At 65.4% G+C, this 26,934-nt stretch carries 21 protein-coding genes; 8 read left to right on the forward strand and 13 right to left on the reverse strand.

All coding sequences use genetic code 11. The features are described 5' to 3' along the window. The first annotated feature begins 132 nt into the window (after positions 1-132). Both dgcN and dgcA read left to right on the forward strand, forming a co-directional pair. The gene (gene dgcN / locus P0652_RS13260) at positions 133-1,164 is read left to right on the forward strand and encodes an N-acetyltransferase DgcN (protein WP_284179306.1); all 1,032 of its coding nucleotides are present in this window, start codon (positions 133-135) and stop codon (positions 1,162-1,164) included. Then, the gene (dgcA, locus tag P0652_RS13265; protein ID WP_284179307.1) at positions 1,164-2,153 is read left to right on the forward strand and encodes an N-acetyl-D-Glu racemase DgcA; all 990 of its coding nucleotides are present in this window, start codon (positions 1,164-1,166) and stop codon (positions 2,151-2,153) included. Before dgcN ends, dgcA begins: the two co-directional genes overlap by 1 nt. A gap of 3 nt (positions 2,154-2,156) precedes the next feature. On the opposite strand, the gene P0652_RS13270 is transcribed toward dgcA, so the two are convergent. From P0652_RS13270 to P0652_RS13290, 5 genes are all read right to left on the reverse strand, one after another. Continuing rightward, complete coding sequence (locus tag P0652_RS13270; RefSeq protein ID WP_284179308.1) at positions 2,157-2,912, reverse strand: ABC transporter ATP-binding protein; 756 nt, start codon at positions 2,910-2,912, stop codon at positions 2,157-2,159. A 1-nt stretch (position 2,913) separates the two neighbouring features. Then, positions 2,914-3,762 (reverse strand): ABC transporter ATP-binding protein, encoded by an 849-nt coding sequence (locus P0652_RS13275; RefSeq protein WP_284179309.1) that lies wholly within the window; start codon positions 3,760-3,762, stop codon positions 2,914-2,916. 10 nt (positions 3,763-3,772) lie between these two features. Next, the gene (gene nikC / locus P0652_RS13280; RefSeq protein ID WP_284179310.1) at positions 3,773-4,663 is read right to left on the reverse strand and encodes a nickel transporter permease; all 891 of its coding nucleotides are present in this window, start codon (positions 4,661-4,663) and stop codon (positions 3,773-3,775) included. 3 nt (positions 4,664-4,666) lie between these two features. Next, positions 4,667-5,692 carry an ABC transporter permease gene (locus P0652_RS13285; protein WP_284179311.1) on the reverse strand — a complete coding sequence of 342 codons (1,026 nt, stop codon included), beginning with the start codon at positions 5,690-5,692 and terminating at the stop codon, positions 4,667-4,669. 89 nt (positions 5,693-5,781) lie between these two features. Next, positions 5,782-7,395 carry an ABC transporter substrate-binding protein gene (locus P0652_RS13290; RefSeq protein ID WP_284179312.1) on the reverse strand — a complete coding sequence of 538 codons (1,614 nt, stop codon included), beginning with the start codon at positions 7,393-7,395 and terminating at the stop codon, positions 5,782-5,784. A gap of 381 nt (positions 7,396-7,776) precedes the next feature. Between P0652_RS13290 and P0652_RS13295 the strand changes: the two genes are divergently transcribed. Next, on the forward strand, positions 7,777-8,313 hold the full coding sequence (locus P0652_RS13295) for an ActR/PrrA/RegA family redox response regulator transcription factor (RefSeq protein ID WP_284179548.1): 537 nt from the start codon (positions 7,777-7,779) through the stop codon (positions 8,311-8,313). Positions 8,314-8,855: 542 nt separating this feature from the next. Next, on the forward strand, positions 8,856-10,379 hold the full coding sequence (locus P0652_RS13300; RefSeq protein ID WP_284179313.1) for an AMP-binding protein: 1,524 nt from the start codon (positions 8,856-8,858) through the stop codon (positions 10,377-10,379). Here P0652_RS13300 and P0652_RS13305 read toward each other — a convergent pair. From P0652_RS13305 to P0652_RS13325, 5 genes are all read right to left on the reverse strand, one after another. Next, positions 10,333-10,791 carry an MmcB family DNA repair protein gene (locus tag P0652_RS13305; RefSeq protein WP_284179314.1) on the reverse strand — a complete coding sequence of 153 codons (459 nt, stop codon included), beginning with the start codon at positions 10,789-10,791 and terminating at the stop codon, positions 10,333-10,335. The two genes, P0652_RS13300 and P0652_RS13305, sit on opposite strands and share 47 nt — an antisense overlap. After that, the gene (locus P0652_RS13310; RefSeq protein ID WP_284179315.1) at positions 10,788-12,413 is read right to left on the reverse strand and encodes a GMC family oxidoreductase; all 1,626 of its coding nucleotides are present in this window, start codon (positions 12,411-12,413) and stop codon (positions 10,788-10,790) included. Before P0652_RS13310 ends, P0652_RS13305 begins: the two co-directional genes overlap by 4 nt. A gap of 91 nt (positions 12,414-12,504) precedes the next feature. Next, positions 12,505-15,645, reverse strand: a complete 3,141-nt coding sequence (locus P0652_RS13315) for an efflux RND transporter permease subunit (protein WP_284179316.1) — start codon at positions 15,643-15,645, stop codon at positions 12,505-12,507. Positions 15,646-15,649: 4 nt separating this feature from the next. Continuing rightward, complete coding sequence (locus tag P0652_RS13320) at positions 15,650-16,837, reverse strand: efflux RND transporter periplasmic adaptor subunit (protein ID WP_284179317.1); 1,188 nt, start codon at positions 16,835-16,837, stop codon at positions 15,650-15,652. A gap of 15 nt (positions 16,838-16,852) precedes the next feature. Further along, complete coding sequence (locus P0652_RS13325) at positions 16,853-17,449, reverse strand: TetR/AcrR family transcriptional regulator (protein WP_284179318.1); 597 nt, start codon at positions 17,447-17,449, stop codon at positions 16,853-16,855. Between the two features lie 202 nt (positions 17,450-17,651). Between P0652_RS13325 and P0652_RS13330 the strand changes: the two genes are divergently transcribed. Next, entirely contained in the window at positions 17,652-18,803 is a 1,152-nt protein-coding gene (locus P0652_RS13330; protein ID WP_284179549.1) for an aminotransferase, read from the forward strand. A gap of 16 nt (positions 18,804-18,819) precedes the next feature. On the opposite strand, the gene mepA is transcribed toward P0652_RS13330, so the two are convergent. Further along, a complete protein-coding gene (gene mepA, locus P0652_RS13335) occupies positions 18,820-19,794 on the reverse strand; it encodes a penicillin-insensitive murein endopeptidase (protein ID WP_284179319.1) in 975 nt (324 codons plus the stop codon). 390 nt (positions 19,795-20,184) lie between these two features. Here mepA and P0652_RS13340 point away from each other — a divergent pair, with 390 nt between their 5' ends. From P0652_RS13340 to P0652_RS13350, 3 genes are all read left to right on the forward strand, one after another. Further along, entirely contained in the window at positions 20,185-21,174 is a 990-nt protein-coding gene (locus tag P0652_RS13340; protein WP_284179320.1) for a tripartite tricarboxylate transporter substrate binding protein, read from the forward strand. Positions 21,175-21,302: 128 nt separating this feature from the next. Continuing rightward, a complete protein-coding gene (locus P0652_RS13345) occupies positions 21,303-23,165 on the forward strand; it encodes an ABC transporter ATP-binding protein (RefSeq protein WP_284179321.1) in 1,863 nt (620 codons plus the stop codon). 100 nt (positions 23,166-23,265) lie between these two features. Continuing rightward, on the forward strand, positions 23,266-24,366 hold the full coding sequence (locus tag P0652_RS13350) for a YeeE/YedE family protein (RefSeq protein WP_284179322.1): 1,101 nt from the start codon (positions 23,266-23,268) through the stop codon (positions 24,364-24,366). Between the two features lie 6 nt (positions 24,367-24,372). On the opposite strand, the gene lepA is transcribed toward P0652_RS13350, so the two are convergent. Both lepA and P0652_RS13360 read right to left on the reverse strand, forming a co-directional pair. Further along, a complete protein-coding gene (gene lepA / locus P0652_RS13355; RefSeq protein ID WP_284179323.1) occupies positions 24,373-26,178 on the reverse strand; it encodes a translation elongation factor 4 in 1,806 nt (601 codons plus the stop codon). A 127-nt stretch (positions 26,179-26,305) separates the two neighbouring features. Then, complete coding sequence (locus tag P0652_RS13360) at positions 26,306-26,929, reverse strand: YeeE/YedE thiosulfate transporter family protein (protein WP_284179324.1); 624 nt, start codon at positions 26,927-26,929, stop codon at positions 26,306-26,308. Positions 26,930-26,934 lie beyond the last annotated feature (5 nt).

Raw genomic sequence — 26,934 nt, forward strand, 5'->3', positions numbered from 1 at the left:
CTCGCCGGTCTCGACGGCGCCGGACCGGGCAGCTACGTGGGCCTTCTGCTCCCGGGGCCTTGCGAAACTTGCATTGGCCTCGGAGGCGTCTCGCGAGCATGATCCGGCCATGTTCCAGCAAGGACCGGACCCATGCTCGTTACCCCTCCCTATCTGATGTTCCTCGGCGATGTCGGAGATCAGCTTGCCGCCAAGACGGCTCATGGCATTGTCGACTGGCGACCCGAATGGTGCCTGGGCCAGCGGCGCCTGCCGGGCTGCAAGGCCGATCTCGGCATCGCGGAGATGTCGATTGCCGAAGCAGCGGGCAAGGGGGCCCGGACGCTGATCGTCGGCGTGGCCAATGCGGGCGGCATCCTGCCGGATCACTGGACGGCCGAGATCGTCGCCGCCATCGAGGCCGGGATGGATGTGGCCAGCGGCCTGCATACCCGGCTCGGCTCGAAGCCGGAGATCCGCGAGGCGGCGTCCCGTCACGGACGACAATTGCTGGATGTCCGGCATTCGGACCAGCGCTTCGATACCGGCAAGGGCACGAAGCGGCCCGGCCTGCGCCTGCTCACCGTCGGCACGGATTGCTCGGTCGGCAAGAAATACACCGCGCTGGCGCTCGAGCGCGGCATGCGCGCACGCGGCATGGATGCCGATTTCCGGGCGACCGGCCAGACCGGCGTTTTCATCTCCGGCCGTGGCGTGGCCATTGATGCCGTGGTGGCGGATTTCATCTCCGGCGCGGTTGAATGGATCTGCCCGGCGGCTGCCGAGACCCATTGGGACCTGGTCGAGGGTCAGGGTTCTCTGTTCCACCCGTCCTTCGCCGGCGTCAGCCTCGGCCTGCTGCATGGGGCCCAGCCGGATGCCTTCGTGGTCTGCCATGAACCGACCCGCACCACGATGCGCGGCGTCAAGCAAACGCTGCCAGGCATTGCCGACGTGATCGACCTGACAATCCGCTGCGGGTCGCTCACCAATCCGGGCATCCGCCCGGTTGGCATCGCCATAAACACCGAGAAGCTTGGCGAAGCGGAGGCCCGCGCCCTGATTGCGGAAACCGCCGACCGCCATAAACTGCCCGCGACCGATCCGATCCGCTTCGGCGTGGAATCGATCATCGATCAGGTTCTTGCGGAGTTTCCGCATTCTGAAAACGGGAAGGCCCGCTGATGCCGAAGCTCGATATCCGCGTTGAACGCTGGCCGATCGCCGGCACATTCACCATTTCGCGCGGTAGCCGCACCGAAGCGGTGGTCGTGGTGGTCGCGTTGCAGGAGGGGCCGGCCATCGGCCATGGCGAATGCGTGCCCTATGCGCGCTATGGCGAGAGCATCGAGGGGGTCGTCGCAGCCCTGGAGGCCTTGCGCCCGCAGATCGAGGCCGGCGTGAGCCGCGCCGGGATCCGCACGCTCCTGCCCGCCGGCGCCGCCCGCAATGCGCTGGATTGTGCGCTCTGGCAGCTCGAGGCGAGCCGGGCCGGCCTGCCGCTGCATCAGCTTGCCGGCCTGCCGCCGCCCCGGCCCGTCACCACCGCCTACACGCTGAGCCTCGGGACGCCGGACACCATGTTCGAGGCGGCACGCAAGGCTTCTGCACGCCCGCTGCTGAAGATCAAGCTCGGCGGCGAGGGCGATGCCGAGCGGCTCGCTGCCGTGCGTGCCGGCGCGCCGGCTTCGACGCTTGTTGTCGATGCGAACGAGGCCTGGCACCGGGAAACGCTTGGCGCCAATCTCGCGGCCTGCGAGAGGGCCGGCGTTGCGCTGATCGAGCAGCCCATGCCGGCGGGAGAGGATGCCGCGCTGGCGGATATCCGCACGCCGATTGTCATCTGCGCCGATGAAAGCATCCATGATGCCGCCAGCCTCGGCCATCTTCCGCCCTGGTATGATGCGATCAACATCAAGCTCGACAAGACCGGCGGCCTGACCGACGCGCTGGAATTGCGCGATGCCGCCCGGGCGCGGGGTCTGAAGATCATGGTCGGCTGCATGCTCGGCACATCGCTCGCCATGGCGCCGGCCATCCTTCTCGCGCAGGGCGCGGAATTCGTCGATCTTGACGGCCCGCTCCTGCTGGCGAAGGACCGTGAGCCCGGCCTGATCTATCAGGGCAGCGAACTCGTGCCGCCGCTGGGCGCCGTGGGTGCCAACCCGCCCTGAGCCTCAGGCGGAGGCGAGGGCGACACGCCGTGAAGCAGCGATCAGTTCCTGCGTATAGGCATCCTGCCCGCCCTGCTTGCGCAGGGACTCGATATCGGCTTCCTCGACAATCCGGCCAAGCTTCATCACCGCCACGCGGCTGCACATATGGCCAACCACGGCGAGGTTGTGGCTGACCAGCAGCATGGTCAGGCCGAGCCGAAGCTTGAGGTCCTGGAGCAGGTTCAGCACTTCGGCCTGGATCGAGACATCCAGCGCCGAGGTCGGCTCGTCCAGCAGCAGGATCCGCGGCTCGAGGATCAGCGCCCGCGCAATCGCCACACGTTGGCGTTGCCCGCCCGACAATTGATGCGGAAACCGGAAGCGGAAGCCGCCATCCAGCCCAACCTCCGCCAGCGCGCGTTCGATCCGCCGGTCCGGCTGGTCGAGCCCGTGGATGGCCAGCGGCTCGGCAAGGATCGCATCGATCGTCATGCGGGGATGGAGGCTGGCGAACGGGTCCTGGAACACCATCTGCACCGAGCGGAAGAACGCCTTGTCTGGCCGCTGCGGCAGGGGATTCCCGTCGATCTCCACCACACCGTCCCAGTTCCGGTTGAGGCCTGACAGGACGCGCAGGACGGTGGATTTTCCCGAGCCGGATTCGCCGACAAGGCCGAAGCTTTCTCCGGATCCGACCATGAAGGACACGTCCTTGAGAACATGCGCCTCGCCGAAGCGCACGTTGAGGTTGCGGACGATAATCGAACCGGGTCCCATCTCAGCCTCCCCGCAGCCAGGACTCATCGCGCTGCAGGGTCGCCAGCCGCCGGACCGGCCGGTCGAGATCGGGCAGGCAGCCCAGCAGCCCGCGCGTATAGGCATGCTGGCCCTTCGCCAGTTCCCGCGCCGGCAGGCTTTCCATAACCCGGCCGCCATACATTACGATCACCCGATCGCAGAAGGCGGAGACCAGCGGCAGGTCATGGCTGATGAAGATCAGCCCCATGCCGCGATCGGTCACCAGTTTTTCGAGAATGTCGAGGATCTGCGCCTGCACCGTCACATCGAGCGCCGAGGTCGGTTCGTCGGCGATCAGGACATCCGGTTCGCCGATCAGCATCATCGCGATCATCACGCGCTGTCCCATCCCGCCCGACACTTCATGCGGGTAAAGATCGAAGACGCGCGCGGGCTCCCGGATCAGCACATCCTCGAGCATCGCCAGCGCCCGGTCCCGGGCCTCGCTCTTGCCGGCCCGGCGATGCAGCTGGTACGCCTCGGCGATCTGCCGGCCCACACTCATCACCGGGTTGAGCGAGAATTTCGGATCCTGCATCACCATGGAGAGATGGCGCCCGCGCAGGCGCCGCCGGGCCTCGCCCGACATGCCGATGAGGTCCTGCCCCTTGAAGCGCATCGCATCGGCCTGCACTTCGCCGGGCCATGGCACGAGATCAAGCAGGGCCCGGCCGGTCATCGACTTGCCGGAACCGGATTCGCCGACAATTGCCAGCTTCTCGCGGCCAAGGCTGAAGGACAGGCCGCGCACAGCCTCGACAATGCGGGTTGGCGTATGGAACCGGACCCGGAGATTGCTGACCTCGACGAGAGGCGGTTCTTCGGTCATTCGCCGCTCCTCACTGGGCATCGAGAACGTCCCGCAGGCCATCCCCGAGCAGGTTGAAGCCGAGCGCGACAAGGCAGATGGCGAGGCCCGGAAAGGCCGCGACCCACCATTGGTCGAAGATGAACTCGCGCCCGGTGGCGATCATCGCGCCCCATTCCGGCAAGGGCGGCTGCGCGCCGAGGCCGAGAAAGCCGAGACCGGCCGCCGTGAGGATGATGCCGGCCATGTCCAGCGTGGTCCGGACAATGACCGACGAAAGGCACATCGGCACGACATGCTTGAGAATGATCCGTCCATGCCCTGCGCCCTGCAGCCGGACCGCGGCGATGTAATCGGCATTGCGGATGACCAGCGTCTCCGCCCGGGCCACCCGGGCATAGGGAGGCCAGGCCGTGCAGGCAATGGCGATCACGGCATTCTCGATGCCCGGCCCCAGCACGGCCACAAAGGCCAAAGCCAGCACCAGGCGCGGAAAGGCCAGGAACACATCGGTCACGCGCATCAGCACGGTATCCACCCAGCCACCGAAATAGCCGGCCACGGTACCGATCATCAGCCCGACAGGTCCGACCGAGATCACGACCAGCACGACGATGGCGAGGGTGATCCGCGCGCCATGGATGATCCGGCTGAAAATGTCGCGCCCCAGCGCATCCGTGCCGAACCAGTGCGTCGCTGAGGGCGGCAGCAGGCGCTGCGACAGGTTCTGGGCCAGCGGGTCATAAGGCGCGATCAGCGGCGCGAAGGCCGCGATCAGCAGTAATGCCACCACAATGATCAGCCCGATCAGCGCAAGCGGGTTTTTCCGCAGCGCCAGCCATTGCCGGTAGGCCTGCCCGATCCGGGCCTGCCGCCGCGAGGCCGGGGTTTCTGTCGTCAAGTAGGCATAGAGACCGGCCATGACTTACCTCGCCCGCGGGTCGAAGGCCCGCCCGATCATGTCGCTCAGCAGGTTGATGCCGACGAAGATCAGCCCGACGACGATGGTTCCTCCCAGCACGGCATTCATGTCCGCATTGAGCAGGGAATTGGTGATGTAGCGGCCGAGGCCCGGCCAGGCGAAGACAGTTTCGGTCAGCACCGAGCCTTCGAGCAGGTTGGCATAGGACAATGCGATCACAGTCAGCAGCGGCACGATCGCGTTGCGCAGCGCATGGCCCCAGACCACGCGGCGCTCGCTCAGCCCCTTGACCCGCGCCGTCATGACATAGGGCTGCTGCAGCTCGGTGATCATGAAGGAGCGTGTCATGCGGCTGATATAGGCCGTCGAGAACAGGCCCAGCACGGCCGAGGGCAGGACGAGATGCGAGACGGCGTTCCGGAACGCATCCCATTCGCCCTGCAACGCGCAATCCAGCAGGAGAACCCCGGTAATGGGCTGCACGAAATCCTGGTAGGACACCGCAATCCGCCCGGGGCCGGAAACCCAGCCCAGCTTGGCATAGAAGATCAGCAGGCCCATCAGGCCAAGCCAGAAGATCGGGATGGAATAGCCGAAAAGCCCGATGAACCGGGCGATATGGTCGGGCCATCGCCCCTGTTTCGTCGCCGCCAGCACGCCGAGCGGGATGCCGAGGCAAATGCCGATCAACGTGCCCAGCGTCGCCAGTTCCAGTGTGGCCGGGAAGACCCGCTTGATATCCTCGATGACGAGGTTCGAGGTCAGGACCGACTTGCCGAAATCACCCTGCACCACTTTCTGGAGATAAAGCCAGAACTGCACGAGGACGGGCTTGTCGAGCCCCATATCCTGGCGCGCCTTTTCGTAGACATCCGGTCTTGCATTGTCCCCCACGACCGCGAGGACCGGATCGACCGGCATGACCCGGGCGATGAAGAAGGTGACAGCGAGCAGGCCGAGGATCGTCACCAGCACGGTGATCAGCTCCCTGGCGACAGTTCGGGCACCCCGGCTGAGGGCATGGGACATGGGATGTCTCGCGATGGGCGGAAGGGAAATCGCCGCCCGGCACGGGGCCGGGCGGCGATTCGGGGAGCGTCACGCCATCAGGCGCCCGCTCATTCCTTCGAGATCGTATGGTAGAAGTTCGTGTCCGATGTCGGACCCACGACGAAGCCCTTCGCGTTGGACCGCGCCGCCGCCACTTCGATCTGCTGGAACATGATCACGAAGGGCGAGGTCTTCTGGTGCTCGCGCTGCAGGGCCTCGTAGACCGCCTTGCGCTTGTTGGCATCGCGCTCGAGCACGTTGGCCTGCGTGGTCTTGGTCATTTCGGGGATGTCCCATGCATTGCGCCAGGCCAGCGTCTTCGACTTCGCGTTATCCGTGTTGTCGACATTGATCGCGAAAGTCTCGGCATTGGTATGCGGATCGAGATAATCCGGGCCCCACTGGCCGATATAGATGTCGTGCTGACGGGCGCGATACTTGGTCAGCGTGGCGCGGCCATCGCCGGGGATCAGCTCCAGCTTGATGCCAGCCTGTGCCCATCCCGCCTGGATCGCCTGCGCGATATCGGTGATCGGCGAGGTCGAGCGGACATCCATCGTCACGGTGAAGCCGTTCGGCAGGCCGGCCTTGGCGAGCAGCTCCTTCGCCTTGGCGACGTCGAACTTGTACGGCTTGTCGGTGATCGCCCCGAGGAAGCCTTTCGGCAGGAAGCTCTGGTGCTGCTGGAACGTGCCCTGCACGATGTTCTTCTCGATGGCTTCGTAATCGACGAGCCATTTCACCGCCTCACGCACTTCCGGCTTGGCGAAATTCGGGTTTTTCGTGTTCAGCCCGAGATAGAGGATATAGCCCTTGTCGCCCTGCACGGTCGTGATCTGCGGGTTGCCCTTGACGGCCGCCAGCTGGTCTTTCGAAAGGTTGCGGGCGAAATCGATATCGCCCTTTTCGAGCAGCAGGCGCTGGGAGGCCGGCTCCGCGACATGGCGGACGATGACACGGCGGTTCTTCGGCGCGCCCTTGAACCAGTTCGGATTGGCCTCGAGCGCATATTGCTCGTTCGGCCGCCAGGCGCGGACGATATAGGCACCGGTGCCGGCCGAATTGGCCTTCATCCAGGCATTGCCGAAATCGCCGTCCTTCTCGTTGGCCTTTACCGTCTTCGAATCGACGATCGAGGCGACGCCCGAGGTCAGGCAGTTCAGGAAGAAGGTCGGCGCGAAGGGCTTCGACACCGTGATGCTCACGGTGCTGTCATCCACCGCCTTCACCTTCTCGAGCACGTTTTCCTTGGTGAAGCCGAACTGCGCCAGGATGAAGCCCGGAGACTTGTTGAGCACGATCGCCCGCTGGAAGGAATAGACCACATCGGCCGCGGTCAGCGGGTTGCCGGAATGGAACTTCACGCCCGGGCGCAGCTTGAACGTATAGGTCAGGTTGTCATCCGAAACGGTCCAGCTCTGGGCGAGATCGCCGACCAGCGCATTGCCGTTCTTGATGTCCACGCCGATCAGCTTGTCATAGACATTCGCGCCGACCTCGACGCCCGAGAACTCGAAGGCTTCGGCCGGATCGAGCGAGATGATATCGTCGATCTGCTTGGCCATGACGACCGTGTCCTTCGGCGTCTGGCCGAGGGCCGGGCCCATGGCGGTCAGGGAAGAAGCCGCCATCAGGGCAGCGGAAAGGCCCAGCGCATGGCGGCGGGACAGGTTGATTTTCATGACAGACGCTCCCGAATTGGGCCGGGCGCTTGAGCGCGTTCGGCTTATCTGCGGATCGGAGAATCTGTTGACGCCATTGTCAATGGCTGTTGACGGCGCCAGCCCCGATTTTGGGCCGGCAAGGGCCGCTTCCGCCATGGGGACGGCCTCTTGTTTTTTCTGCGCAGCGGCGGGATCGGGCCTGAACTGCCTGTGACCGGCGGGCGGCTGACAAGAATTCGCGCCTTTCTGGCCGCGGGACTCATCCAAACCGGACCATTTGCCGTAAACCGCGTTGAACACCGGAATCTTGCCCTGAAGGCACCGGGACATCGACGTGGAGGCGTGATGTCGTTGCGCATTGGAACCGATCCGACCGGAATAGGCGGAAGCACTGGCGGTATGGCGGCAGCGGGCCGCCGGACCCTCGTCATCGTCGACAATGACCGGCTTGCCGTGTCGCGGCTGCTGCGGGGGCTGGAGCCCCGCGGCTTCGATGTCGAGGTCATCGAATCGATCGGCGAGGCTATCGCCGTGATCAGCCGGAATGCACCCGATTGCCTTGTCGTGGAATCACGCCTGCCCGATGGCAACGGGCTGGATGTTATCGTCGCGCTGAAGCGGCATCGTCCGGATGCGCGGGCCGTGGTCCTGACCGGCTACGGTAATATCGCGACCGCCGTGGCGGCCATCAAGCGCGGCGCGGCTGATTATCTGCCGAAGCCGGCCGATATCGAGGATGTCTTTGCCGTCCTTGTCGGCGAGGAACGGGTCCGCGTTGCCGTGCCGGAAAACCCCATGTCGGCTGATCGCGTGCGTTGGGAGCATATCCAGCGGATTTTCGAATTGTGCGACCGGAATGTCTCCGAAACCGCGCGCCGGCTGAACATGCATCGACGGACGCTCCAGCGCATCCTTGCGAAACGCGCGCCGCGTTGAGTGATCGGGGCCGGGAATCCGGCCCGGCCTGCCCTTCTTTCCTGCCTGGATCCATGCGTGGCGACTGATTTGACGCAGTCGTCGCAGGGAGGCTTGACAGCTTTAGAAAGATAGGACAACCATAGGACAAGTTCGACGTCTGTTTTTCTGCTCTTTGTTTGATCACGCGTTTCCATTGCATGTTTCCAAGCCCCGGGGAGGGCGTAATGGCGCAGGCCTTTGCAATCCATGAGTACCGCAATCTTCCCGATCGGCGCCGCCGGCTTGCCCATCTGCGGGCAGGGGTTTTGCCCGGTTCCGGTTCACCCTATCCGCGGGACTGACCGCCCCTTTTCTGCAGGCTGCGCCCGGATGGTCCGGTGGCTTGCTTTCCCGTTTCGGCTCGCTCACTTCGCCCCCGCTACAGGACGAGCCGGAATGTAGGTGCATGGCGGGTTTCCTGCCCCTCCATGGCGCCTCGCGCCCTGCCTGTCACCCCCTGCTGACAGGCAGGGCGCTCTTCTCTCCCGTCATCCCAAAGAGTCCGATAGCCGGAGGGGTTCATGGCCGAATGGCCTGCCTTGCTCTCCCGTGATCTCGCCACAACCGGCGCTGAGCTGGCGCTCGCGGATGCCTCGGGCGATCTGTCCCGCGCGGATCTCGATGCCCGGGTCAAGCTCTGGGCGACGATCCTCGCGAGGCGAAGTGTCCTGCCGGGCGATCGCATCCTCCTTCTTCTTCCGCAAGGCATGGACGGCTGGGTCGCCTTGCTGGCGGTCCTCGCGCTGGGGGCAACCGCCATGCCCTTCCCGCCCGATCTGTCTACGGCCGATCTCTGTCATATCGTCCGTCTCTGGCGTCCCTCCGCCTGCCTGACCTTTGAGCCGTCCATGGCCGGCGGCAAGGAGGTCGGGCTGTCGCCGGAGCGCATCCATTTCATCGAAACACTCCCACGGAAATGGCCCCGGAGCCGGCCTCCGGGGGAAGCCGGTCGGGAAAGCCCGTTGCGCTTCGCAATGCGCGGGCAGGTCCTGATGGCGTCAGGGTCCCTGACGGGCGAGGCGGGCTACCTGCATGGGATCGGGCCGGTCCTGGCCAATGCGCGGCGTCTGGTGAGGTCCCTTGATCTGGCCCCAGCTCTCTCCGGCCTCCTCGCCATGCCGATGACGCATTGGGCCGGCCTCGTCGTCGGTCTGGGCCTCCTCGATGCAGGCCGGCCCGTCTGGCTGGCCGATCCGGAGAATGCCCGAGTTATCCCCGAAGAATGCGGCCCCGTGGCCTGCTTCACGACCGTGCAGGCATGGCGGCGCTGGCTCGCCCGGCCGGACGGAGCCGGGGAAAGCGGCTCCATCCGGCATCTGGTCGCCACGTCCGGAAGCCTCGGCCGGGCCATGCTTGGCCAGACCCGCAGCCGGATCGATGCTGCACCGATCGATTGCGTCTACGGAACATCTTTTCACCTCGCTGCGGCACGGCTTCGCATCGGCTCGGAACTCCCGCCCCCCGGCTGCATCGGCTATCCCCTGCCAGGGACCGAAATCCGTGTCATGCGCCGGCCGCGGGGGGAGGCTCGGCCCGGGCAGGCCGGGTATCTGGTGCATTCCGGCGACAGCGGCATCCCCTGCCGGCCTTGTGGCAGCGAGCCGGCAACGGATCCGCCGTTCGACCAGGGCGAGATCGGCTGGCGGGAGGCAGACGGGCGGCTGTTCCGGTTGCCCTCCCCGAAGGATCTCATCCGCACGGCCGGGCGCATCCTCGCGCCGGAGGATCTCGAGCAGCAGGTCCTTGATAGCGGGCTTGTTGACGAGGCTTTCGCCTTCGGTGTTCCGCACCCGCTTCTCGAAGAGGCCGTCGTGCTTGTCGCGGTGGCACGTCCGCGCGTGACGCCGCACCTGCTGCGCGAATTCTGCCGCCAGACGCTTCCGGACTTTATGGTGCCGCACCGGATCGAGCTGCATGCCCGTCTGCCGGCCGAGGCGCTGGCCCAATCGGGCAGGCACCATTTTCGGCTTCGCTATGCGGGCCTCTATGGCCAGGCCGCTACATCATGTCCGGGTAACGACCCTCCGGGTCGAGCAGGCTGCTGAGGCGGGCGGATGCCACGCGCGCCAGCCGGATCGTGAGTGCCTTCCGGGTCGCGGCAGCCAGCGGCCGGGGCGGAGCCTCGCGCAGGATTTCCGCGCCGAATCCGTCGGCGAGGATCAGGCCTGTCTCCTCCGGGAAGATCGCCAGCGGCATATCGGGATGGGTCGCGAAGTAGAAATGCTCGCAATAGGGCAGGTAGTCCCGCCACTTGGTGTCGGCCCGGAAATCTTCCACCGACGACTTGATCTCGATGATGTGAATGGCCCCGCGTTCCGACAGGGCAACGAGATCGGCCCGGCGCCCGTTCGGCAGGGACAATTCCGGAAAGACCGACAGCCCCCTCTGGGCAAAATGCCGGGCAAGGCCTCGCGCCAGCAGCCGGGCGAGCCCGTCACGGGCCGGCCCGCCGCTCATCGCGTGTCGGCCATCAGCATGGCCGCGCCCTTCTCGGCGATCATCAATGTGGGCGAATTCGTATTGCCGGAGGTGATCGTCGGCATCACGGAAGCGTCGATCACGCGCAGGCCCTCGACGCCGATCACCGCGAGGCGTTCATCGACCACGGCCAACGGGTCGTCCCGTCGGCCCATCCGGGCCGTTCCGACCGGGTGAAAGATCGTCGTGCCGAGATCACCCGCCGCGCGGATCAGGTCTGCCTCGCTCCGGATCTCCGGGCCGGGGCGGTATTCCTCCGGCTCATAGGGGCGCAAAGCCTCGGAGGTCACAATTCGCCGCACCAGCCGCAGCGAATCCGCCGCCACCTGCCGGTCTTCCTCGGTGGCCAGATAATTCGGGTCGATTACCGGCGCCTCGAACGGGTCGGCGCTGGCCAGCCGGATCTCGCCCCGGCTCGTAGGCCGCAGGTTGCAGACCGAGGCCGTGAAGGCCGGGAAGGGATGCAGCCCCTCGCCGAACTTGTCGAGCGAGAGCGGCTGGACATGGAATTGCAGGTTCGGCATGGCATAGCGGGCATCCGACCGGGTGAACACGCCGAGTTGCGAGGGCGCCATGGTCATCGGCCCGCTGCGGAACAATGCGAATTCCACGCCCATCCAGGCGCGCTTCATCAGGTTGGCATAATCAGCATTGAGCGTCCGGACATTGCGGACCTTGTAGATCGGCCGGATCTGGAGATGGTCCTGCAGGTTCTGCCCGACGCCGGGCCGATCCGCCACGACATCGAGGCCGAAGCCGCGCAGGGTTTCGCCGCGCCCGATCCCGCTGAGCATCAGCAGTTTCGGCGAGGCGACGGCGCCGGCCGCCAGCACGACGCTCCGCCGCGCCCGGACGATCCGACTTTGGCCATCCTGGCGGAAGGCCAGGCCGGAAGCCCGGTTCCCGTCAAACAGGATCCGCTCAGCCTCGGCCCCGGTCAGGATGGTAAGGTTCGGCCGGCTCCGGACCGGATCGAGGAAACCCCGCGCGGCGCTCCAGCGCAGGCCCTTCTTCTGGTTGACCTGAAAATAGGCCGAGCCCTCGTTCGAGCCGCGGTTGAAATCCTCGACCTTGGGGATGCCGCATTGCTCCGCGGCATCGCGGAAGCGGTCGAGGATCTCCCAGCGCACGCGGGGCGGCTCGACGCGCCATTCGCCGCCCGCGCCATGCAGGGCATCGGCCCCGGCGAAGAAATCCTCGTGCTGGCGGAAATAGGGCAGCACATCGTCCCAGCTCCAGCCCGACAGGCCGAATTGCGCCCAGCCATCGTAATCCGTTGACTGGCCACGCATGTAGATCATGCCGTTGATGGCCGAGCAGCCGCCCAGCACCTTGCCCCTCGGGTAGAGCAGCGAGCGGCCGTTGAGCCCGGCCACCGGCGCTGTCTTGAACAGCCAGTCGGCCCGCGGATTCCCGATCAGGAAGAGATAGCCGACCGGAATGTGGAACCAGATGTAGCGATCGTTTCCACCCGCCTCGAGCAGGAGAACCCGGCGCGCGGGATCGGCGCTCAGCCGGTTCGCCAGCAGGCAGCCGGCCGTACCGGCGCCCACGATGATGTCGTCGAATTCCCCTGCCGGATCTGCCGGGATTGTGCCCATTGCTCGTTCTCCCCGGGGAACAGGTTTAGGCAGGCCCCGGGAAGGCGGCAAGGTTCGATTTTGCCGCCCCGTTCTGCATCGTTTGAGACCGTCAGGCCGCAGCCTGCGTGCTTGGCTCCGATCCTTCGCTGTCATTGGCCGGCGTGATGTCGGCCGCGCGCCGGCTGGCCTTTTCCTCGTCCCGGATCCGCTTCCGGAACCAGAAGGAGTAGAGGGCAGGCAGGAAGAGCAGCGTCATGAAGGTGGCCACGAAAAGCCCCCCCATCACCGTGACGGCCATTGGTCCCCAGAAGGCGCTGCGTGAGAGCGGGATCATCGCCAGGATAGCCGTCATGGCCGTCAGGATGACCGGCCGCGCCCGCCGGATCACCGATTCAACGATGGCTTCCCGCATAGGCAGGCCACGATCCATGTCATGCTGCACCTGGTCGACAAGGATGATCGAGTTGCGCATGTCCATCCCGCCGAGCGCGATCAGGCCGAGCAGCGCCACGAAGCCGAAGGGCATGCCCGACAGGTTCAGCGCCAGCGAAGCACCGATCACGCCGAGCGGCACGCTCATCAGCACCAGGAAGACCTTGGTGAAACTCTGCAGCTGCACCATCAGCAGCAGCAGCATCACCATGAACATGACCGGGAACAGCTTGAAGATCGATTCGTTGGCTTTGGCCGATTCCTCGATCGCCCCGCCGATCTGGATCTGGTAGCCCAGCGGAACCGCATCGCGGATCGGCTTCAGCGCGGTCCAGATCTCGGTGGTGACATCCGGCGCCTGGACGCCGTCGATAATGTCCGCCCGGACAGTGATCGACATGTCGCGGCTGCGGCGCCAGAGGATCGGTTCCTCGTAATCCTGCGTGATCCGCGCCACTTGGGCGAGCGGCACCGGCACGCCATTGCGGGCGGTGAGGGTGAAATCGCCCAACCGGGTCGGATCAAGCCGCTCGCCCGGCACGGCGCGGGCGACGACCTGCACCTGTTCGGTGCCGTCGCGGATCGTCGTCACCGTGACACCCGAGATCAGCGTCTGCAGGGTCTGCGCGATCGCGCTCGGATCGAGCCCGAAGGCGCGGGCCCGGTCCTGATCGACCACAAGGCGGATGGCCGGCATCAGCTCGTTCCAGTCGAGATGCGGGTCGATCGCCTTGTTGTTCCGGAGCATCGTATCCCGGACCTGATAGGCGATGCGGCGCACCTCGGCCGGATCTGTGCCGACAACGCGGAACTGTACCGGGAACCCGACTGGCGGGCCGAAATTGAACCGGTCGACGCGCACCCGGGCGGCCGAGAGCGCCCCTTCCCGGACCCGGGTTTCGAGCCGGGTCTTGATCCGCTCCCGCGCCGGGACATCCTTCGAGAGGATGACGATCTGCGAGAAGGCCTCGTTCGGCAGGACTTGGTTCAGCCCGAGCCAGAACCGCGGCGAGCCTTGCCCGATATAGGTCGTGGCATGGATGATATCGGGATCGCCCTTGAGCAAAGCTTCGGCCTCGCGGGCGACGGCGTTGGTCGCGGTGATCGACGACCCCTCCGGCAGGCGCATCTCGAGGAACAGTTCCGGCCGCTCCGACAGCGGGAAGAATTGCTGCGGCACCCGCGAGAAGCCGGCAACGGCGATCGCGAAGACGGCAGCCGTGGCCCCGAGCGCCTTGATCCGGTGCGTGACGCACCAGGTGACGATCCGGCGGAGCAGCATGTACCAGCGCCCTTCGTACAGGGAGGCATGGCCTTCACCATGGCCCTTCTTGAAATCGGGCAGGATCTTCACGCCGAGATAGGGGGTGAAGATCACGGCGACAAACCACGAGGCGACGAGCGCGATTCCGACAATATACAGGATGCTGCCCGTATATTCGCCGACCGCCGAGCTCGCGAGCCCCACGGGGAGGAAGCCCGCTGCAGTGATCAGGGTGCCGGTCAGCATCGGGAAGGCCGTGGAATCCCACGCATAGGCGGCCGCCTTCATCCGGTCCCAGCCCTCCTCCATTTTGACGATCATCATCTCGACCGCGATGATGGCGTCATCAACGAGAAGGCCAAGCGCGATGATCAGGGCGCCGAGCGAGATGCGGTGCAGGTCGATCCCGGCGAAATCCATCACGGTGAACACGATGCCGAGCACGAGCGGCACCGAGGTGGCCACCACGATTCCGGTCCGCCAGCCCAAAGTCAGGAAAGAGACGCCAAGGACAATCACAAGCGCCTCGACGAAGGCCTTGACGAATTCGTAGACGGAATCGCCGACCACCTTCGGCTGGTTGGCGATCCGGTCGATCTGGAACCCGACCGGCACCGTTTCCTGGAATTCGGACAGCGCCTTCTCGATATCCTTCCCGAGGGTCAGGATATTCGCGCCCTTGAGCATGACGACGCCGACGCCGATCGCGGGCTTGCCATCCTGTCGGATCAGGAAATCGCTCGGGTCCTCGAAGCCGCGTGTCACATTGGCGATATCGCCAAGCCGGATCGTCCGGCCATTCGCCTCGACCGGGATCGCTGCCACGGCCTCCGTGCCGGTGAGCGCACCGGTCACGCGGACGGGGATTCGTTGGGCCTGCGTCTCGAACGTGCCTGCGGGCGTGACGGCATTCTGCCGGGCGATTGCGTCGAAGATCGCGCTGGCGGGAATGCCGAGGGTTGCCAGCTTGGTATGGCTGAACTCGACAAAGATCTGCTCGTCCTGTGCGCCGTAGAGCGTCACCTTGGTGACGTTCGGCACCTTCAGCAAGGCCCGCTTCAGGTCCTCGCCAATCCGCTTGAGCTGGGCATAGTCAGCGCCGTCGCCGGTGATCATGGTGAGGATGGAATCGACATCGCCGAACTCGTCATTGACATTCGGCCCGATCACGCCCGAGGGCAGCTCGGGTTTCAGATCGCCCAGCTTCTTCCGCATCTGGTAGAAGAGTTCGGGCACCTGCCGCGCGGGCGTGTAATCCTTGAACTCCATCTGCAAGGCAGCGAAGCCCGGCTTGTTGTAGGTCAGGACGCGGTTGAAATAGGGCAGTTCCTGCAATTTCTTCTCGATCCGGTCGGTCACCTGGTTCTGCATCTCGAACGCGGTTGCGCCCGGCCAGGCCACGGTGATCACGCTGACCTTGATCGTGAAGGACGGGTCCTCGGCCCGGCCGAGGCGCATGTAGGACAGGGTTCCGACCGCGCCGATCAGCAGGATCAGGAAAAGCACAAGCGTCTGGTGCCGGACGGCCCAGGCCGAGAGATTGATGCCGCGCATGTGATTACCCCTGCCGTGCGTCCGTCAGCACCCGGACCTTCTGGCCGGCGCGCAAGGTATGGACCCCCATCGTGACCACCTGGTCGCCTTCGGAGAGGCCCGAGCGGATTGTGGCCAGCCGGCCATCTGTTGCCAGCAGCTCCACCTTCCGGCGGACCAGCTGGCCGGTTCCGGCCTCGACCACGAAGACCTCGGTTCCCTGGCCTTCGTTCAGCACTGCGGAAAGCGGGATCCGGGCCATACGGACCGATTCCGGCGGTGCGAGCGTGATCGTGGCCGTCATGCCGAGCGGGGCATCGGGCGCGATTCCGGAAAGCGTGAACCGCGCCGCGAAGGTGCGCGTTCCCGCATCGGCGCTGGGCGACAATTCCCGCAAGGTGGCGGGGTAGCGCTTGCCGGGTTCCGACCAGAGTTCCGCCTCGGCGCGGCCCTGCCGGGCCAGCGCCAGTTCCTGTTCCGGCAGCGCGACCAGCGCCTCGCGATCGCCATCGCGGGCGATGCGGACGATGGTCTGGCCGGCGGCAACCACCTGGCCGACTTCCGCCGCGACGCTGATGACGATGCCGTCGGATTCCGCCCGAAGATCGGCATAGGATTGCGAATTGGTGGTCAGTTCGACCTGCCTTTCGGCACGCCGGACCCGGCCGATCGCCTCGTCGCGCGTCGTGCGCTGGCGGTCGCTGGCCTGCTCGGTGGACCAGCCTCGGGCGCGAAGATCGAGGATCCGCTCGAGTTCCAGCTCGGCCTGCCGGGCTGCCGATCGGGCTGCCGTAAGGTCGGCCTCGGCGCTCTCGCGGTTCAGCCGGAAATCGGTGTCGTCGAGACTGGCCAGCACGGTGCCGGCGGAAATCCGGTCGCCAACCTGCACCTTGCGTGCGGCGATCTTTCCGGCGACGCGGAAGCCCTGGTCCGTCTCGATCCGCGCCCGGACCGTTCCGACGAGGACCTTCGGCTGCACGATTTCCTGCAGCCGGACGGCCTGCACCTGAACCGGGCGGACAAGGAGATCGGGGGATGCCGCAACCGTTTTTTCGGGCGGCTTCCCGGTCAGGGCCCAGCCGGCGGCACCGGCCCCGGCCAAAAGGATCACGGCAAGCGGAATGAAGCGGCGTGCCCTGGCGCCGAGCCGGGTTTTCGGCTGGTGCGGTTCGGCGGCGGGCGGGGTCTCGGCGGCGGGGGTCGGATCGGTCATGGGGGGCTCGATGGGTTACGGGCGCAGGGCAGCAAGGATCAGGTCGGTCAGGCGGCCGGTCTGCTCCTCCTGATCCTCATCCGCGCTATGGGCGATCAGAGTGGGGTGAATGATCTTCGCGGACGCCTCTAAAGCGGTCTGCGCGAATTCCGGCAGCAGCACGGTGCGGAAATGTCCCGAGAGGATGCCTTCGCCGATGATCTCGGCCATGACGCCAACCATGGAATCGATATGGGCCTTAATGGCGGGCCAGTTCTCGGCCATTGCGACCTCGACCATGTCGTGGATGCGGTGTTCATGCGTCAGCGTTGACTTGTTGTGCCGGTGCAGTTCGAGCAGGAAGATGCGGAGCTTTTCCGGCGCCGGCAGTGGACGGGCCAGAATCTCCCGTGCCATGTCGTCCACCTCGTGCATCATCTTGGCGCAGATCGCGTCGTTGATGGCGCTCTTCGACGGAAAGAAGCGATAGATATTGGCCGGTGACATGCCGAGCGCGGCGGCAATGTCGGCTACAGCGGTCTTGGCATAGCCGACGCGCCGGAAATGCTCCTCCGCGACAGCGATAATGCGTTCCCGCGTGGCTTCTGCAGAGAGGCGATGACGGATGTTCATTGCACAGATTATGATTGATAACTGATGATTTTCGAATTTTATCAGGAATCATGTGTCAGTCAAGCCATGAGTGCGGTCGTGCTGGGCGAGTGCGCCCGATGATGGTGCCCCTCCGGCGGGGCGGGCTGGCCAAGTCCCGGGGCTGCGGCTAAAGAACCGCACCAGAGCCTGCTGCCGAAGAGGGTGCCGCGTGTCCAAACCCATGAATCCGGTCTATGCCGGACTGCCGACCACGATCTTCGAGACCATGTCGCGCCTGGCCCGCGAGCATCAGGCGGTGAATCTCGGGCAAGGCTTCCCGGATGATCCCGGCGCCGAGGATATCCGCGCGAAAGCGGCGGAAGCACTGGTCTCGGGCTGGAACCAGTATCCCCCTATGATGGGCATCCCCGAATTGCGGCAGGCCACCGCCGCCCATTTCGCCCGCCATCAGGGCCTCGCTTTCGATCCTGACAGCGAGATCATGGTGACATCGGGTGCGACCGAGGCTCTGGCTGGCGCGCTCTTCTCGCTGATCAACCCGGGCGACGAGGTCGTACTCTTCCAGCCGATGTACGATGCCTATCTGCCGCTCGTGCTCCGGGCAGGCGGCGTGCCGAAATTCGTGACGCTCAGGCCCCCGCACTGGCGGTTCACGGCCGAAGATCTGGCAGCCGCGTTCTCGCCGCGGACCAAGCTCGTGCTGTTCAATGACCCGCTCAATCCCGCCGGCACGGTCTGCCCGCTCGAGGATCTCTCGATGCTCGCGCATTTCTGCATGGCGAATGATGCCATCGCCGTCTGCGACGAGGTCTGGGAGCATGTTGTTTTCGACGGCATCCGCCACCAGTCGCTGATCGGCCTGCCGGGCATGCGCGAGCGCGTCGTGAAGATCAGCTCGGCGGGCAAGATCTTCTCCCTGACCGGCTGGAAGGTCGGGCTGGTCATGGCCGCGCCCGCACTGATGCGGGTGCTTGCCAAGGCGCACCAGTTCCTCACCTTCACGACGCCACCGAACCTGCAGGCTGCGGTAGCTTACGGCCTCGGCAAGGAGGACAGCTTCTTCCACGCGATGCGTACCGATTTCCAGCAGGCACGGGATTATCTGGCCGGCGGCCTGCAGGATCTCGGCTTTCCGGTCCTGAATTCGCGCGGGACCTATTTCCTCAATATCGACATCGCCCCGCTTGGCGAGACCGACGATGCCGCCTTCTGCCAGAGGCTGGTTGCCGAACACGGCGTCGCGGCGATCCCGGTCTCGGCCTTCTACGCCGAGGATCCGGTCCGGACAGTGGTGCGGCTCTGCTTTGCCAAACGCCAGTCGACGCTCGATGCCGCGCTCGAGCGGCTCGCCGGCGTGCTGCGCAAGGGCTGATCGTCTGGGCTGTTCGCTAGCGCGATACGGCAACCTGCCGGCACTCATCCGGGAGGTCGTCCAGCGTCCATGGCTTCGGCGGCGGCTTGGGCTTGCTGGCCGGTCCCGGTGGCCGCTTGGGCTTGTTCATCGCCGCATATTGCTTTTTCAGCCAGTCCTGCAGTTCCGTGCCGCAGCCATCCCCGTCTGCCGGAAGCGGCTGGTCGACACAGGAGGCATCGCCCTTCGGGCAGGCCATGCGGATGTGGAAATGGAAATTATGCCCCCACATTGGCCGCACCTTGGAGAGCCAGGCCCTGTCGGCCCCGGCATCGCGGCACAGGGCGACCTTGATGGCGGGGTTGACAAAGATCCGGCTCACCTTGCCTTCACGCGCTGCCAGGCGGATCAGCGCGAGATGGCTGCGCGTATAGACGGAGGGGTCGACATCCATCCAGTCGGACCGGACGACATTGGTCGCGCTCATGGTTTCCCGCTCCGCCCGGCTCAGCGTCCTTTCCGGCATCGGGGTCAGCCAGATATCCGCGTCGAGGCCGATCTGGTGCGAGGCATGGCCGGTCAGCATCGGCCCGCCCCGCGGCTGGGAAATATCGCCGACCAGAAGGCCGTTCCACTTGGCCTCGCGCGGGGCCCTGCGCGCAAGGCCCTCGATCAGGGCGATGAGATCGGGATGGCCCCAGTTGCGGTTGCGCGAGAGGCGCATCACCTGCCAGGTCTCGCCATCGACAGGAAGGGCCTTCGCGCCGGCAAGGCAACCGCGGGCGAATGATCCGATGGCGCGCGGCTCCAGATTGGCCGGGCCCGGTGTCGTGCCGAAAATGCGTTTGGCCGCATTGTTGGGAAGCAGCGACAGGACCTTTGCCCGCCGCTCCATTTCCTCGGTCTGGGTCTGCTGGCCGAGGGCCGGACCCGTCACGGCCACGAATGCGAGGACAAGGGCGGCAAGCCCCGGTCTGCCCCCCGTCCTTTGCCGCCGTGCATGTGTCGTCAAGGCCTCGTCCGGCATCGATTCGACCCTCGTGATGGTGGGCAGAGCATGGCAGCAAAGGGTTAACCAGACCAGCCGGACCAGAACATTTCGAGGGAAAGGATTCAGGATTTCGGCGTGTCGAGAGAGCAGGATGGGGTGGTGAAAATGAAGGGGAATCGCCCATGTCCAGATCCTCTGCCCGCCGGCTCCTGCCGCTTCTGGTGATCTTTCTCGGCATCCTGGTGCAGACCCAGGCCAGCTTCGCCCTGAGCGAAAGGCCTCCGGTGACCTGGCCGGTCTGAAAGCCCGATTTTTTCGCTTTTCAATCTGCCGGTCTTGGATAGGCTGGCCGCAAATCCCGGACGCGCCGCCCCATGCGGCCGTGTGACCTGAGGGATACGAGGAGGAATGATGAGCGACCCGAACAGGACGATCCCGCGCCGTGCCGTGCTGGCCGGCCTTGCCGCAACGCCGCTTCTTGCAACCGCTGCGCGCGGGCAGGGCGCCTGGCCGAAAGCGGGAACAATCCGGATGGTCATTCCCTTTCCGCCGGCCGGCGCAACCGATGTGATCGGTCGCATTGTTGCCGAGCGGCTGGGCGCCATCTGGGGCAACCAGATCGTTGTCGAGAACAAGGGCGGCGCCGGCGGCAATATCGGTACCGATCAGGCCGCCAAGGCCGCGCCGGATGGCAATACCATGCTCGTCGTTTCGGTCGGCATGGCCACCAACCCCTATCTCTACAAGTCGCTGCCCTATGACCCGGTGAAGGATTTCGAACCCGTCAGCCTGATGGCGATGGTCCCGAACATCATGGTCGTGCCACCCAACCACCCGGCGAAATCGGTCGCGGAATTCATCGCCCTGGCGAAAGCCAAGCCGGGCACCATGTCGTTCGGCTCCTCGGGTATCGGCACCTCGGTCCATCTCTCGGGCGAGCTGTTCCAGAAGCTGACCGGCACGAAGATGATCCATGTGCCCTACAAGGGCACGGCCGAGGCCAAGAACGATCTCATTGCCGGCCGGCTGGACTGCATCTTCGACAACATCACCGCCGCTCTGCCGCAAGCTCAGGCTGGCACGATCAGGGCCCTTGGCATCACCACCGCCAGGCGGTCGAAACTGGCACCCGACCTCGCGCCGATCAATGATACCGTGCCCGGCTTCGATGTCTCGTCGTGGTTCGCCTTGTTCGTTCCGGCCAAAACGCCGCCGGCCATTGTGGCCCGCATGAATGCCGATGTGAAGGCTGTGCTGGCCGAGGCTGAAGTCGCGAGCAAGCTCGGCAAGCTCGGCGGCGAGATCGTCGGGTCGAGCCAGCAGGAACTGGCGGCCTTCCTCAAGTCGGAAAGCGACAAATGGGGCGCGCTGATCAAGGAGATCGGTGTCAAGGCGGGCTGAGGCTTGATGCGGGCCACCGAATCCGGTTCATTGGCGACCAACTGATCGCCATTGCCGGGACAGGCCCGCCGCCTTCGTTGCTTGAGGCCGGAGGCGGGCACGCCCGCTTCACGCCTGCTGAGCCCCACATGCACCGTTTCCTTGCCTGGCTGGAGGGATTGATCCCTCCGGTCATGCCCGCTCCGCCGGGCGAACCGACTTCGCTTTTCCCGTTCCTCGGGCAGCAGATCCGGCAGGTCCGTGGACCTCTGGCGGTCCTGACGACCCTGACCATGATTGACGCGCTGCTCGACACGGTGGTGCCGTTCTTCATCGGGCACCTTGTCGGGCTGCTGGCAACGACTCCGCGCGAGCGCTTCTTCGCCGAAGCCATGCCGACGCTGCTGGCCATGCTCGCGGTCGTGCTCATCCTGCGCCCGCTGGTTTTTCTCTCCGCCTTCTCGCTGGGGCGGCTTGGTATCGAGCCGGGCTGGCAGAGCCGGATGCGCTGGCAATTCTATGGCCGGCTCATCGGCCAGAGCCTGCGCTTCTTTCACAACGACTTTGCCGGGCGCCTGGCCAACCGGGTCATGCAGAGCGGGGCAGCAGTCCGCCAGGCGACCATCTCCTTCATCCAGGCCATCATCTATATCGCCTGTTACGGGCTCGGCTCGGTCGGGCTGATCGCTGCGCAGGACTGGCGGATGGCACTCCCTGTCGCACTCTGGTTCTGCGCGTATCTCCTGATCCTGCGGCTCTTCCTGCCCCAGCAGCGCCAGCGGGCACAGGCGGCTTCCGAGGGCCGCTCGATGCTGATGGGCAAGGTCGTTGATGCCTTCGGCAACATCCAGACGCTGAAGCTCTTCGGCGAGAAGGCCAGGGATGATGCCTATATGGCGGCGGCCGTGCGCGAGGCCAACCACCTGTTCCAGGCCCAGCAAAGGCTGCAGATCGGCTTTTCCGGCTTCCTCTCCTTTCTCAGCGCCACCACGGTCTGCACCACCTGCGCGATTGGCCTCTGGCTCTGGAGCCGCGGCGCCATCGAGGTCGGCGGCTTCACCATGGCGATGACGCTTGTCCTCTCGCTGGTGCGCGCCTCCGGCTGGATCGCGTGGGAAATCTCCGGCATCATGGAGAATATCGGCATCGTGCAGGAGGGCATGGAAAGCCTGACCGCCCCGGTCACGATGCAGGACCGCCCGGATGCCGTGCCCCTGCGCTTCGAACGCGGCGAGATCGCCTTCCGCAAGGTCTCCTTTTCCTACGATGACCGGTTGCCCATCCTCCGCGACATCGACCTCGTGATCCGCCCCGGCGAGAAGATCGGCCTTGTCGGGCGCTCCGGCGCCGGCAAGTCCACCCTTGTCAACCTCCTGCTGCGCTTCAACACCGTCATGGAGGGCCGTATCCTTGTCGACGGGCAGGATATTGCCGGCCTGAAGCAGGAATCGTTGCGCGGGGTCATCGCAATGGTGACTCAGGATACCGCGCTGCTGCACCGCTCGATCCGCGACAATGTGCTCTATGGCCGCCCGGATGCGTCCGAGGCCGAGTTGCATGCGGCGCTCGCCCGGGCGCAGGCGACCGATTTTGTCGGAAACCTGCAGGACTGGCTCGGCCGCCGCGGGCTGGACGCCCATGTTGGCGAAAGGGGTGTCAAGCTCTCCGGCGGTCAGCGCCAGCGGATCGCGCTTGCCCGCGTGATCCTGCGTGACGCTCCGATCCTCGTGCTCGACGAGGCCACAAGTGCGCTCGACAGCGAGGTCGAGACCGTGATTCAGGAGAATCTCGGCACGCTCATGGCCGGCAAGACCGTGATCGCGATCGCGCATCGCCTGTCGACGCTGCAGATCATGGACCGCCTCGTTGTGCTGGATCAGGGCCGGATCCTCGAGCAGGGCACGCATGCCGAATTGCTTGCGGCCGGCGGTCTCTATGCCGATCTCTGGGCCCGCCAGTCCGGTGGGTTCATTGTCGCGCCGAAGAAGCTGGAAATCGCCGGCGCCGAATAGCCTCGCCGTCAGGCATGACGGTGGTGCCCGTTGATCATGGTCAAGGACAGGCCTGGGCCAAAGGCCAGAATTCAGGTCGTATCAACGGGGGATCCGGTCCATGGTGGACCTTGAAGCACTTGTCTCGGATTGGGGAATCGGCCCCGCCCTGGCCGTGGCCGGTCTGCTGGCCGGGCTGTTCTTCGGGTTCATGGCGCAACGCAGCCAGTTCTGCCTGCGCGCGGCCGTTGTCGAATTCGTGTCGCGGGCCTATGGCCGCAAGCTCGCGATCTGGTTGCTTGCCTTCGGCAGTACGATTCTCGTGCTGCAGGGACTTGTCGCAGCCGGTCAGGTCGATCTCGCCGGAATCCGCGCACTCGAGAGCCGGGGGTCGCTCTCGGGCGCGGCCTTGGGAGGGCTGATGTTCGGCATCGGCATGGTCCTCGCCCGCGGCTGCGCCAGCCGGCTCCTCGTCCTTTCGGCAACAGGCAACATGCGGGCGCTCGTCACCGGGCTGGTCTTCGTCGTGACGGCACAGGCCGCCTGGCAGGGCGCGCTGGAACCCCTGCGGATCGCGCTGTCCGAACTCTGGACCATCGAGGGTGGCCCCTCGCGGGACTGGATGGCCCAGCTCGGCGGCGGATCCGCCGGCCGCCTCGGCTTCGCGGGACTCTGGTTCTCTGCCGCGCTTGTCTTCGCCTGGCGGGGCAAGGTCGGCCTCTGGGGCTGGATCGGCGGAATGGGCGCCGGTCTTTCCGTGGCTCTCGCCTATCTGCTCAGCGCGCAGATCGGCATGGCAGCGATGGAAACCGGGACTGCGCGGGGCATCACCTTCTCCGGGCCCTCGGCGGAACTGCTGATGCGCGTCCTTGCGCCGAACAATCGTCCGCCGGGTTTCGATACCTTGCTCGTGCCCGGTGTTTTCGTTGGTTCAGCACTGGGGGCCCTGCTTGCCGGCGAATGGCGGCTGACCGTGTTCGACACCCGGTCCGGCATGATGCGCTACATGGTGGGCGCAGTGCTGATGGGGTTTGGCTCGATCATGGCAGGGGGCTGTGCCGTCGGCGCCGGCATTTCCGGCGGGGCGATCTTCTCCGTCACGGCCTGGCTGGCCCTGCTGGGCATGTGGCTCGGTGCCGGAGCCACCCACCTGCTGCTTGATGAGCCAAAACCCACCGGTCTCGACCTGCCGGCCGGGCTGGATCCGGCCCCAGCAAGCTGATCGTGCTCAGCTGTCCATCTTCAGGGCAGCGATGAAGGCTTCCTGCGGAATCTCGACCTTGCCGAACTGCCGCATCTTCTTCTTGCCTTCCTTCTGCTTGTCCAGAAGCTTGCGCTTGCGGCTGATATCGCCGCCATAGCACTTGGCCGTCACGTCCTTGCGCAGGGCACGCACCGTCTCGCGGGCGATGATCTTGCCGCCGATCGCCGCCTGGATCGGGATCTGGAAGAGATGCGGCGGGATCAGGTCTTTCAGCTTCTCGCACATCACCCGGCCGCGGCCTTCGGCGCGGTTGCGGTGAACTAGCATGGAGAGCGCATCCACCGGCTCGGAATTGACCAGCACCGACAGTTTCACGAGGTCGCCCTCGCGGTAATCGGTGATCGTGTAGTCGAACGAGGCATAGCCCTTCGAGATCGATTTCAGCCGGTCATAGAAGTCGAACACCACCTCGTTGAGCGGCAGGTCATAGACCACCATGGCGCGCTTGCCGACATAGGTCAGGTCGATCTGGTTACCGCGGCGCTCCTGGCAGAGCTTGAGGATCGCACCGAGGTAATCATCCGGTGTGAGGATCGTGGCGCGGATCCAGGGTTCGCGGATCTCCGCGATCTTCATCACATCCGGCAGGTCGGCCGGGTTGTGCAGGTCGATCTCTGAGCCGTCGCGCAGGGCGATCTGGTAGACGACGCTCGGTGCCGTGGCGATCAGGTCGAGGTTGAATTCGCGCGTCAGCCGCTCCTGGATGATTTCCAGATGCAGCAGGCCGAGGAAACCGCAGCGGAAACCGAAGCCAAGCGCGGCGGAGGATTCCATCTCGTAGGTGAAGCTGGCATCGTTGAGCCGCAGCTTGCCCATCGCGGCCCGCAATTCGTCGAACTCCGCCGCGTCCACAGGAAACAGCCCGCAGAACACCACCGGCTGCACCGGCTTGAAGCCCGGCAGCGCCTGCGCGGTCGGCTTCTTCTCCTCGGTGATCGTGTCGCCGACGCGGGTATCCGCCACTTCCTTGATCGAGGCGGTGATGAAGCCCACCTCGCCCGGGGTGAGTTCCGCCAGGTCGATCATCTTGGGCGTGAACACGCCGACCCGGTCGATATCATAGACAGCATCCGTGCCCATCATCTTGACGCGCATGCCTTTCCGGAGCTTGCCGTCGATGATCCGCACCAGCACGACCACGCCGAGATAGACATCGTACCAGCTGTCGACCAGCAGGGCCTTCAGCGGCGCCGAGACATCGCCCTTCGGCGGCGGCAGGCGGGTCACGATGGCCTCGAGCACACCCTCGATATTGAGCCCGGTCTTGGCCGAGATCGGCACGGCTTCCGACGCGTCGAGCCCGATCACTTCCTCGATCTGCTCCTTCACCCGGTCCGGCTCGGCCGCAGGCAGATCCACCTTGTTGAGGACGGGGACAATCTCGTGATTGGCATCGAGCGCGTGATAGACATTGGCCAGCGTCTGCGCCTCGACGCCCTGGCTCGCATCCACCACCAGCAGCGAACCCTCGCAGGCTGCGAGGCTGCGCGAGACCTCGTAGGCGAAGTCGACATGGCCCGGCGTGTCCATCAGGTTGAGGATGTAGTCCTTGCCGTCATTGGCCCGGTAATTCAGCCGGACGGTCTGCGCCTTGATGGTGATGCCGCGCTCGCGCTCGATCTCCATGCTGTCGAGCACCTGCTCGACCATCTCGCGCTCCTGCAGACCCCCGGTTTTCTGGATCAGGCGGTCGGCGAGGGTCGACTTGCCGTGGTCGATATGCGCCACGATGGAGAAGTTGCGAATATTGGTGATCGGTTCCGTGCTCATGGCGCGGGAGATAGCGAAGCTGGCGCAAATGTCCAAGGAAATCGCGCTCTGACGGATACCTGCGACAAAACAAAACGGGCAGCCCGGGGGAGCGGGCTGCCAGAGTCAGGGAGAGGAATGCTGCTGTTCAGCGCGAGGCGGCGCCTGCCGCCGCCGCCGGCAGCGGCACCGGATCTTCCGGCACGCCATCGGCATTCGGGCCGATTTCCTTTTCCCAGGGAGAAACCTTCTCCAGCCAGATGAGGAACCCGATGATCACGGCAGCAAAGCCCAGCGCGACGGCCGGGAAAGGCACGCCCAGCAGCTGGTCGAGGGTCAGCTTCCCGTAGGAGCCGGCCGTCAGGACAGGCTTCAGGATGTTCGGCTCCATGTAGGTGAAGGCGAGGGCACCGAAGAGGCCGCCGATGAAGGTGAAGATCGCATCCTTGTAGCCGGTGCCGATCTGCGCCAGGACCGTGCCAGGGCAGGCGCCGGCAATCACGATCCCGACGCCGAGAATGGCCCCGCCGACAATGTCCGCCGCGAACAGCGTCGCCTTGGGCGAGAGCTTGGCAAAGCCGAAGCCGACCAGGATCGACAGCACGATCAGCCCGGTGGCCACGGCACTGAGGAACATCTTCAGCATGGCATGGCGGGACATCTGCATCTGGCAGACGATGACTCCGCCTTCGCAGACACGGCCCTTTTCCAGCGCCATGCCGAAGATGGCGCCCATGGCGAGCCCGATGAGAATGGCAGCAAAAACGCTCATGACTG

It is taken from the genome of Rhabdaerophilum sp. SD176 (assembly GCF_030143245.1).
Taxonomy (GTDB): Bacteria; Pseudomonadota; Alphaproteobacteria; order Rhizobiales; family Beijerinckiaceae; genus Rhabdaerophilum.

Bases quoted from the DNA above. Each gene is read 5' to 3' on its own strand.
- dgcN (WP_284179306.1), top strand. From the start codon at position 133: ATGCTCGTTACCCCTCCCTATCTGATGTTCCTCGGCGATGTCGGAGAT.
- dgcA (WP_284179307.1), top strand. From the start codon at position 1,164: ATGCCGAAGCTCGATATCCGCGTTGAACGCTGGCCGATCGCCGGCACA.
- P0652_RS13270 (WP_284179308.1), bottom strand. From the start codon at position 2,912: ATGGGACCCGGTTCGATTATCGTCCGCAACCTCAACGTGCGCTTCGGC.
- P0652_RS13275 (WP_284179309.1), bottom strand. From the start codon at position 3,762: ATGACCGAAGAACCGCCTCTCGTCGAGGTCAGCAATCTCCGGGTCCGG.
- nikC (WP_284179310.1), bottom strand. From the start codon at position 4,663: ATGGCCGGTCTCTATGCCTACTTGACGACAGAAACCCCGGCCTCGCGG.
- P0652_RS13285 (WP_284179311.1), bottom strand. From the start codon at position 5,692: ATGTCCCATGCCCTCAGCCGGGGTGCCCGAACTGTCGCCAGGGAGCTG.
- P0652_RS13290 (WP_284179312.1), bottom strand. From the start codon at position 7,395: ATGAAAATCAACCTGTCCCGCCGCCATGCGCTGGGCCTTTCCGCTGCC.
- P0652_RS13295 (WP_284179548.1), top strand. From the start codon at position 7,777: ATGGCGGCAGCGGGCCGCCGGACCCTCGTCATCGTCGACAATGACCGG.
- P0652_RS13300 (WP_284179313.1), top strand. From the start codon at position 8,856: ATGGCCGAATGGCCTGCCTTGCTCTCCCGTGATCTCGCCACAACCGGC.
- P0652_RS13305 (WP_284179314.1), bottom strand. From the start codon at position 10,791: ATGAGCGGCGGGCCGGCCCGTGACGGGCTCGCCCGGCTGCTGGCGCGA.
- P0652_RS13310 (WP_284179315.1), bottom strand. From the start codon at position 12,413: ATGGGCACAATCCCGGCAGATCCGGCAGGGGAATTCGACGACATCATC.
- P0652_RS13315 (WP_284179316.1), bottom strand. From the start codon at position 15,645: ATGCGCGGCATCAATCTCTCGGCCTGGGCCGTCCGGCACCAGACGCTT.
- P0652_RS13320 (WP_284179317.1), bottom strand. From the start codon at position 16,837: ATGACCGATCCGACCCCCGCCGCCGAGACCCCGCCCGCCGCCGAACCG.
- P0652_RS13325 (WP_284179318.1), bottom strand. From the start codon at position 17,449: ATGAACATCCGTCATCGCCTCTCTGCAGAAGCCACGCGGGAACGCATT.
- P0652_RS13330 (WP_284179549.1), top strand. From the start codon at position 17,652: ATGAATCCGGTCTATGCCGGACTGCCGACCACGATCTTCGAGACCATG.
- P0652_RS13340 (WP_284179320.1), top strand. From the start codon at position 20,185: ATGAGCGACCCGAACAGGACGATCCCGCGCCGTGCCGTGCTGGCCGGC.
- P0652_RS13345 (WP_284179321.1), top strand. From the start codon at position 21,303: ATGCACCGTTTCCTTGCCTGGCTGGAGGGATTGATCCCTCCGGTCATG.
- P0652_RS13350 (WP_284179322.1), top strand. From the start codon at position 23,266: ATGGTGGACCTTGAAGCACTTGTCTCGGATTGGGGAATCGGCCCCGCC.
- lepA (WP_284179323.1), bottom strand. From the start codon at position 26,178: ATGAGCACGGAACCGATCACCAATATTCGCAACTTCTCCATCGTGGCG.
- P0652_RS13360 (WP_284179324.1), bottom strand. From the start codon at position 26,929: ATGAGCGTTTTTGCTGCCATTCTCATCGGGCTCGCCATGGGCGCCATC.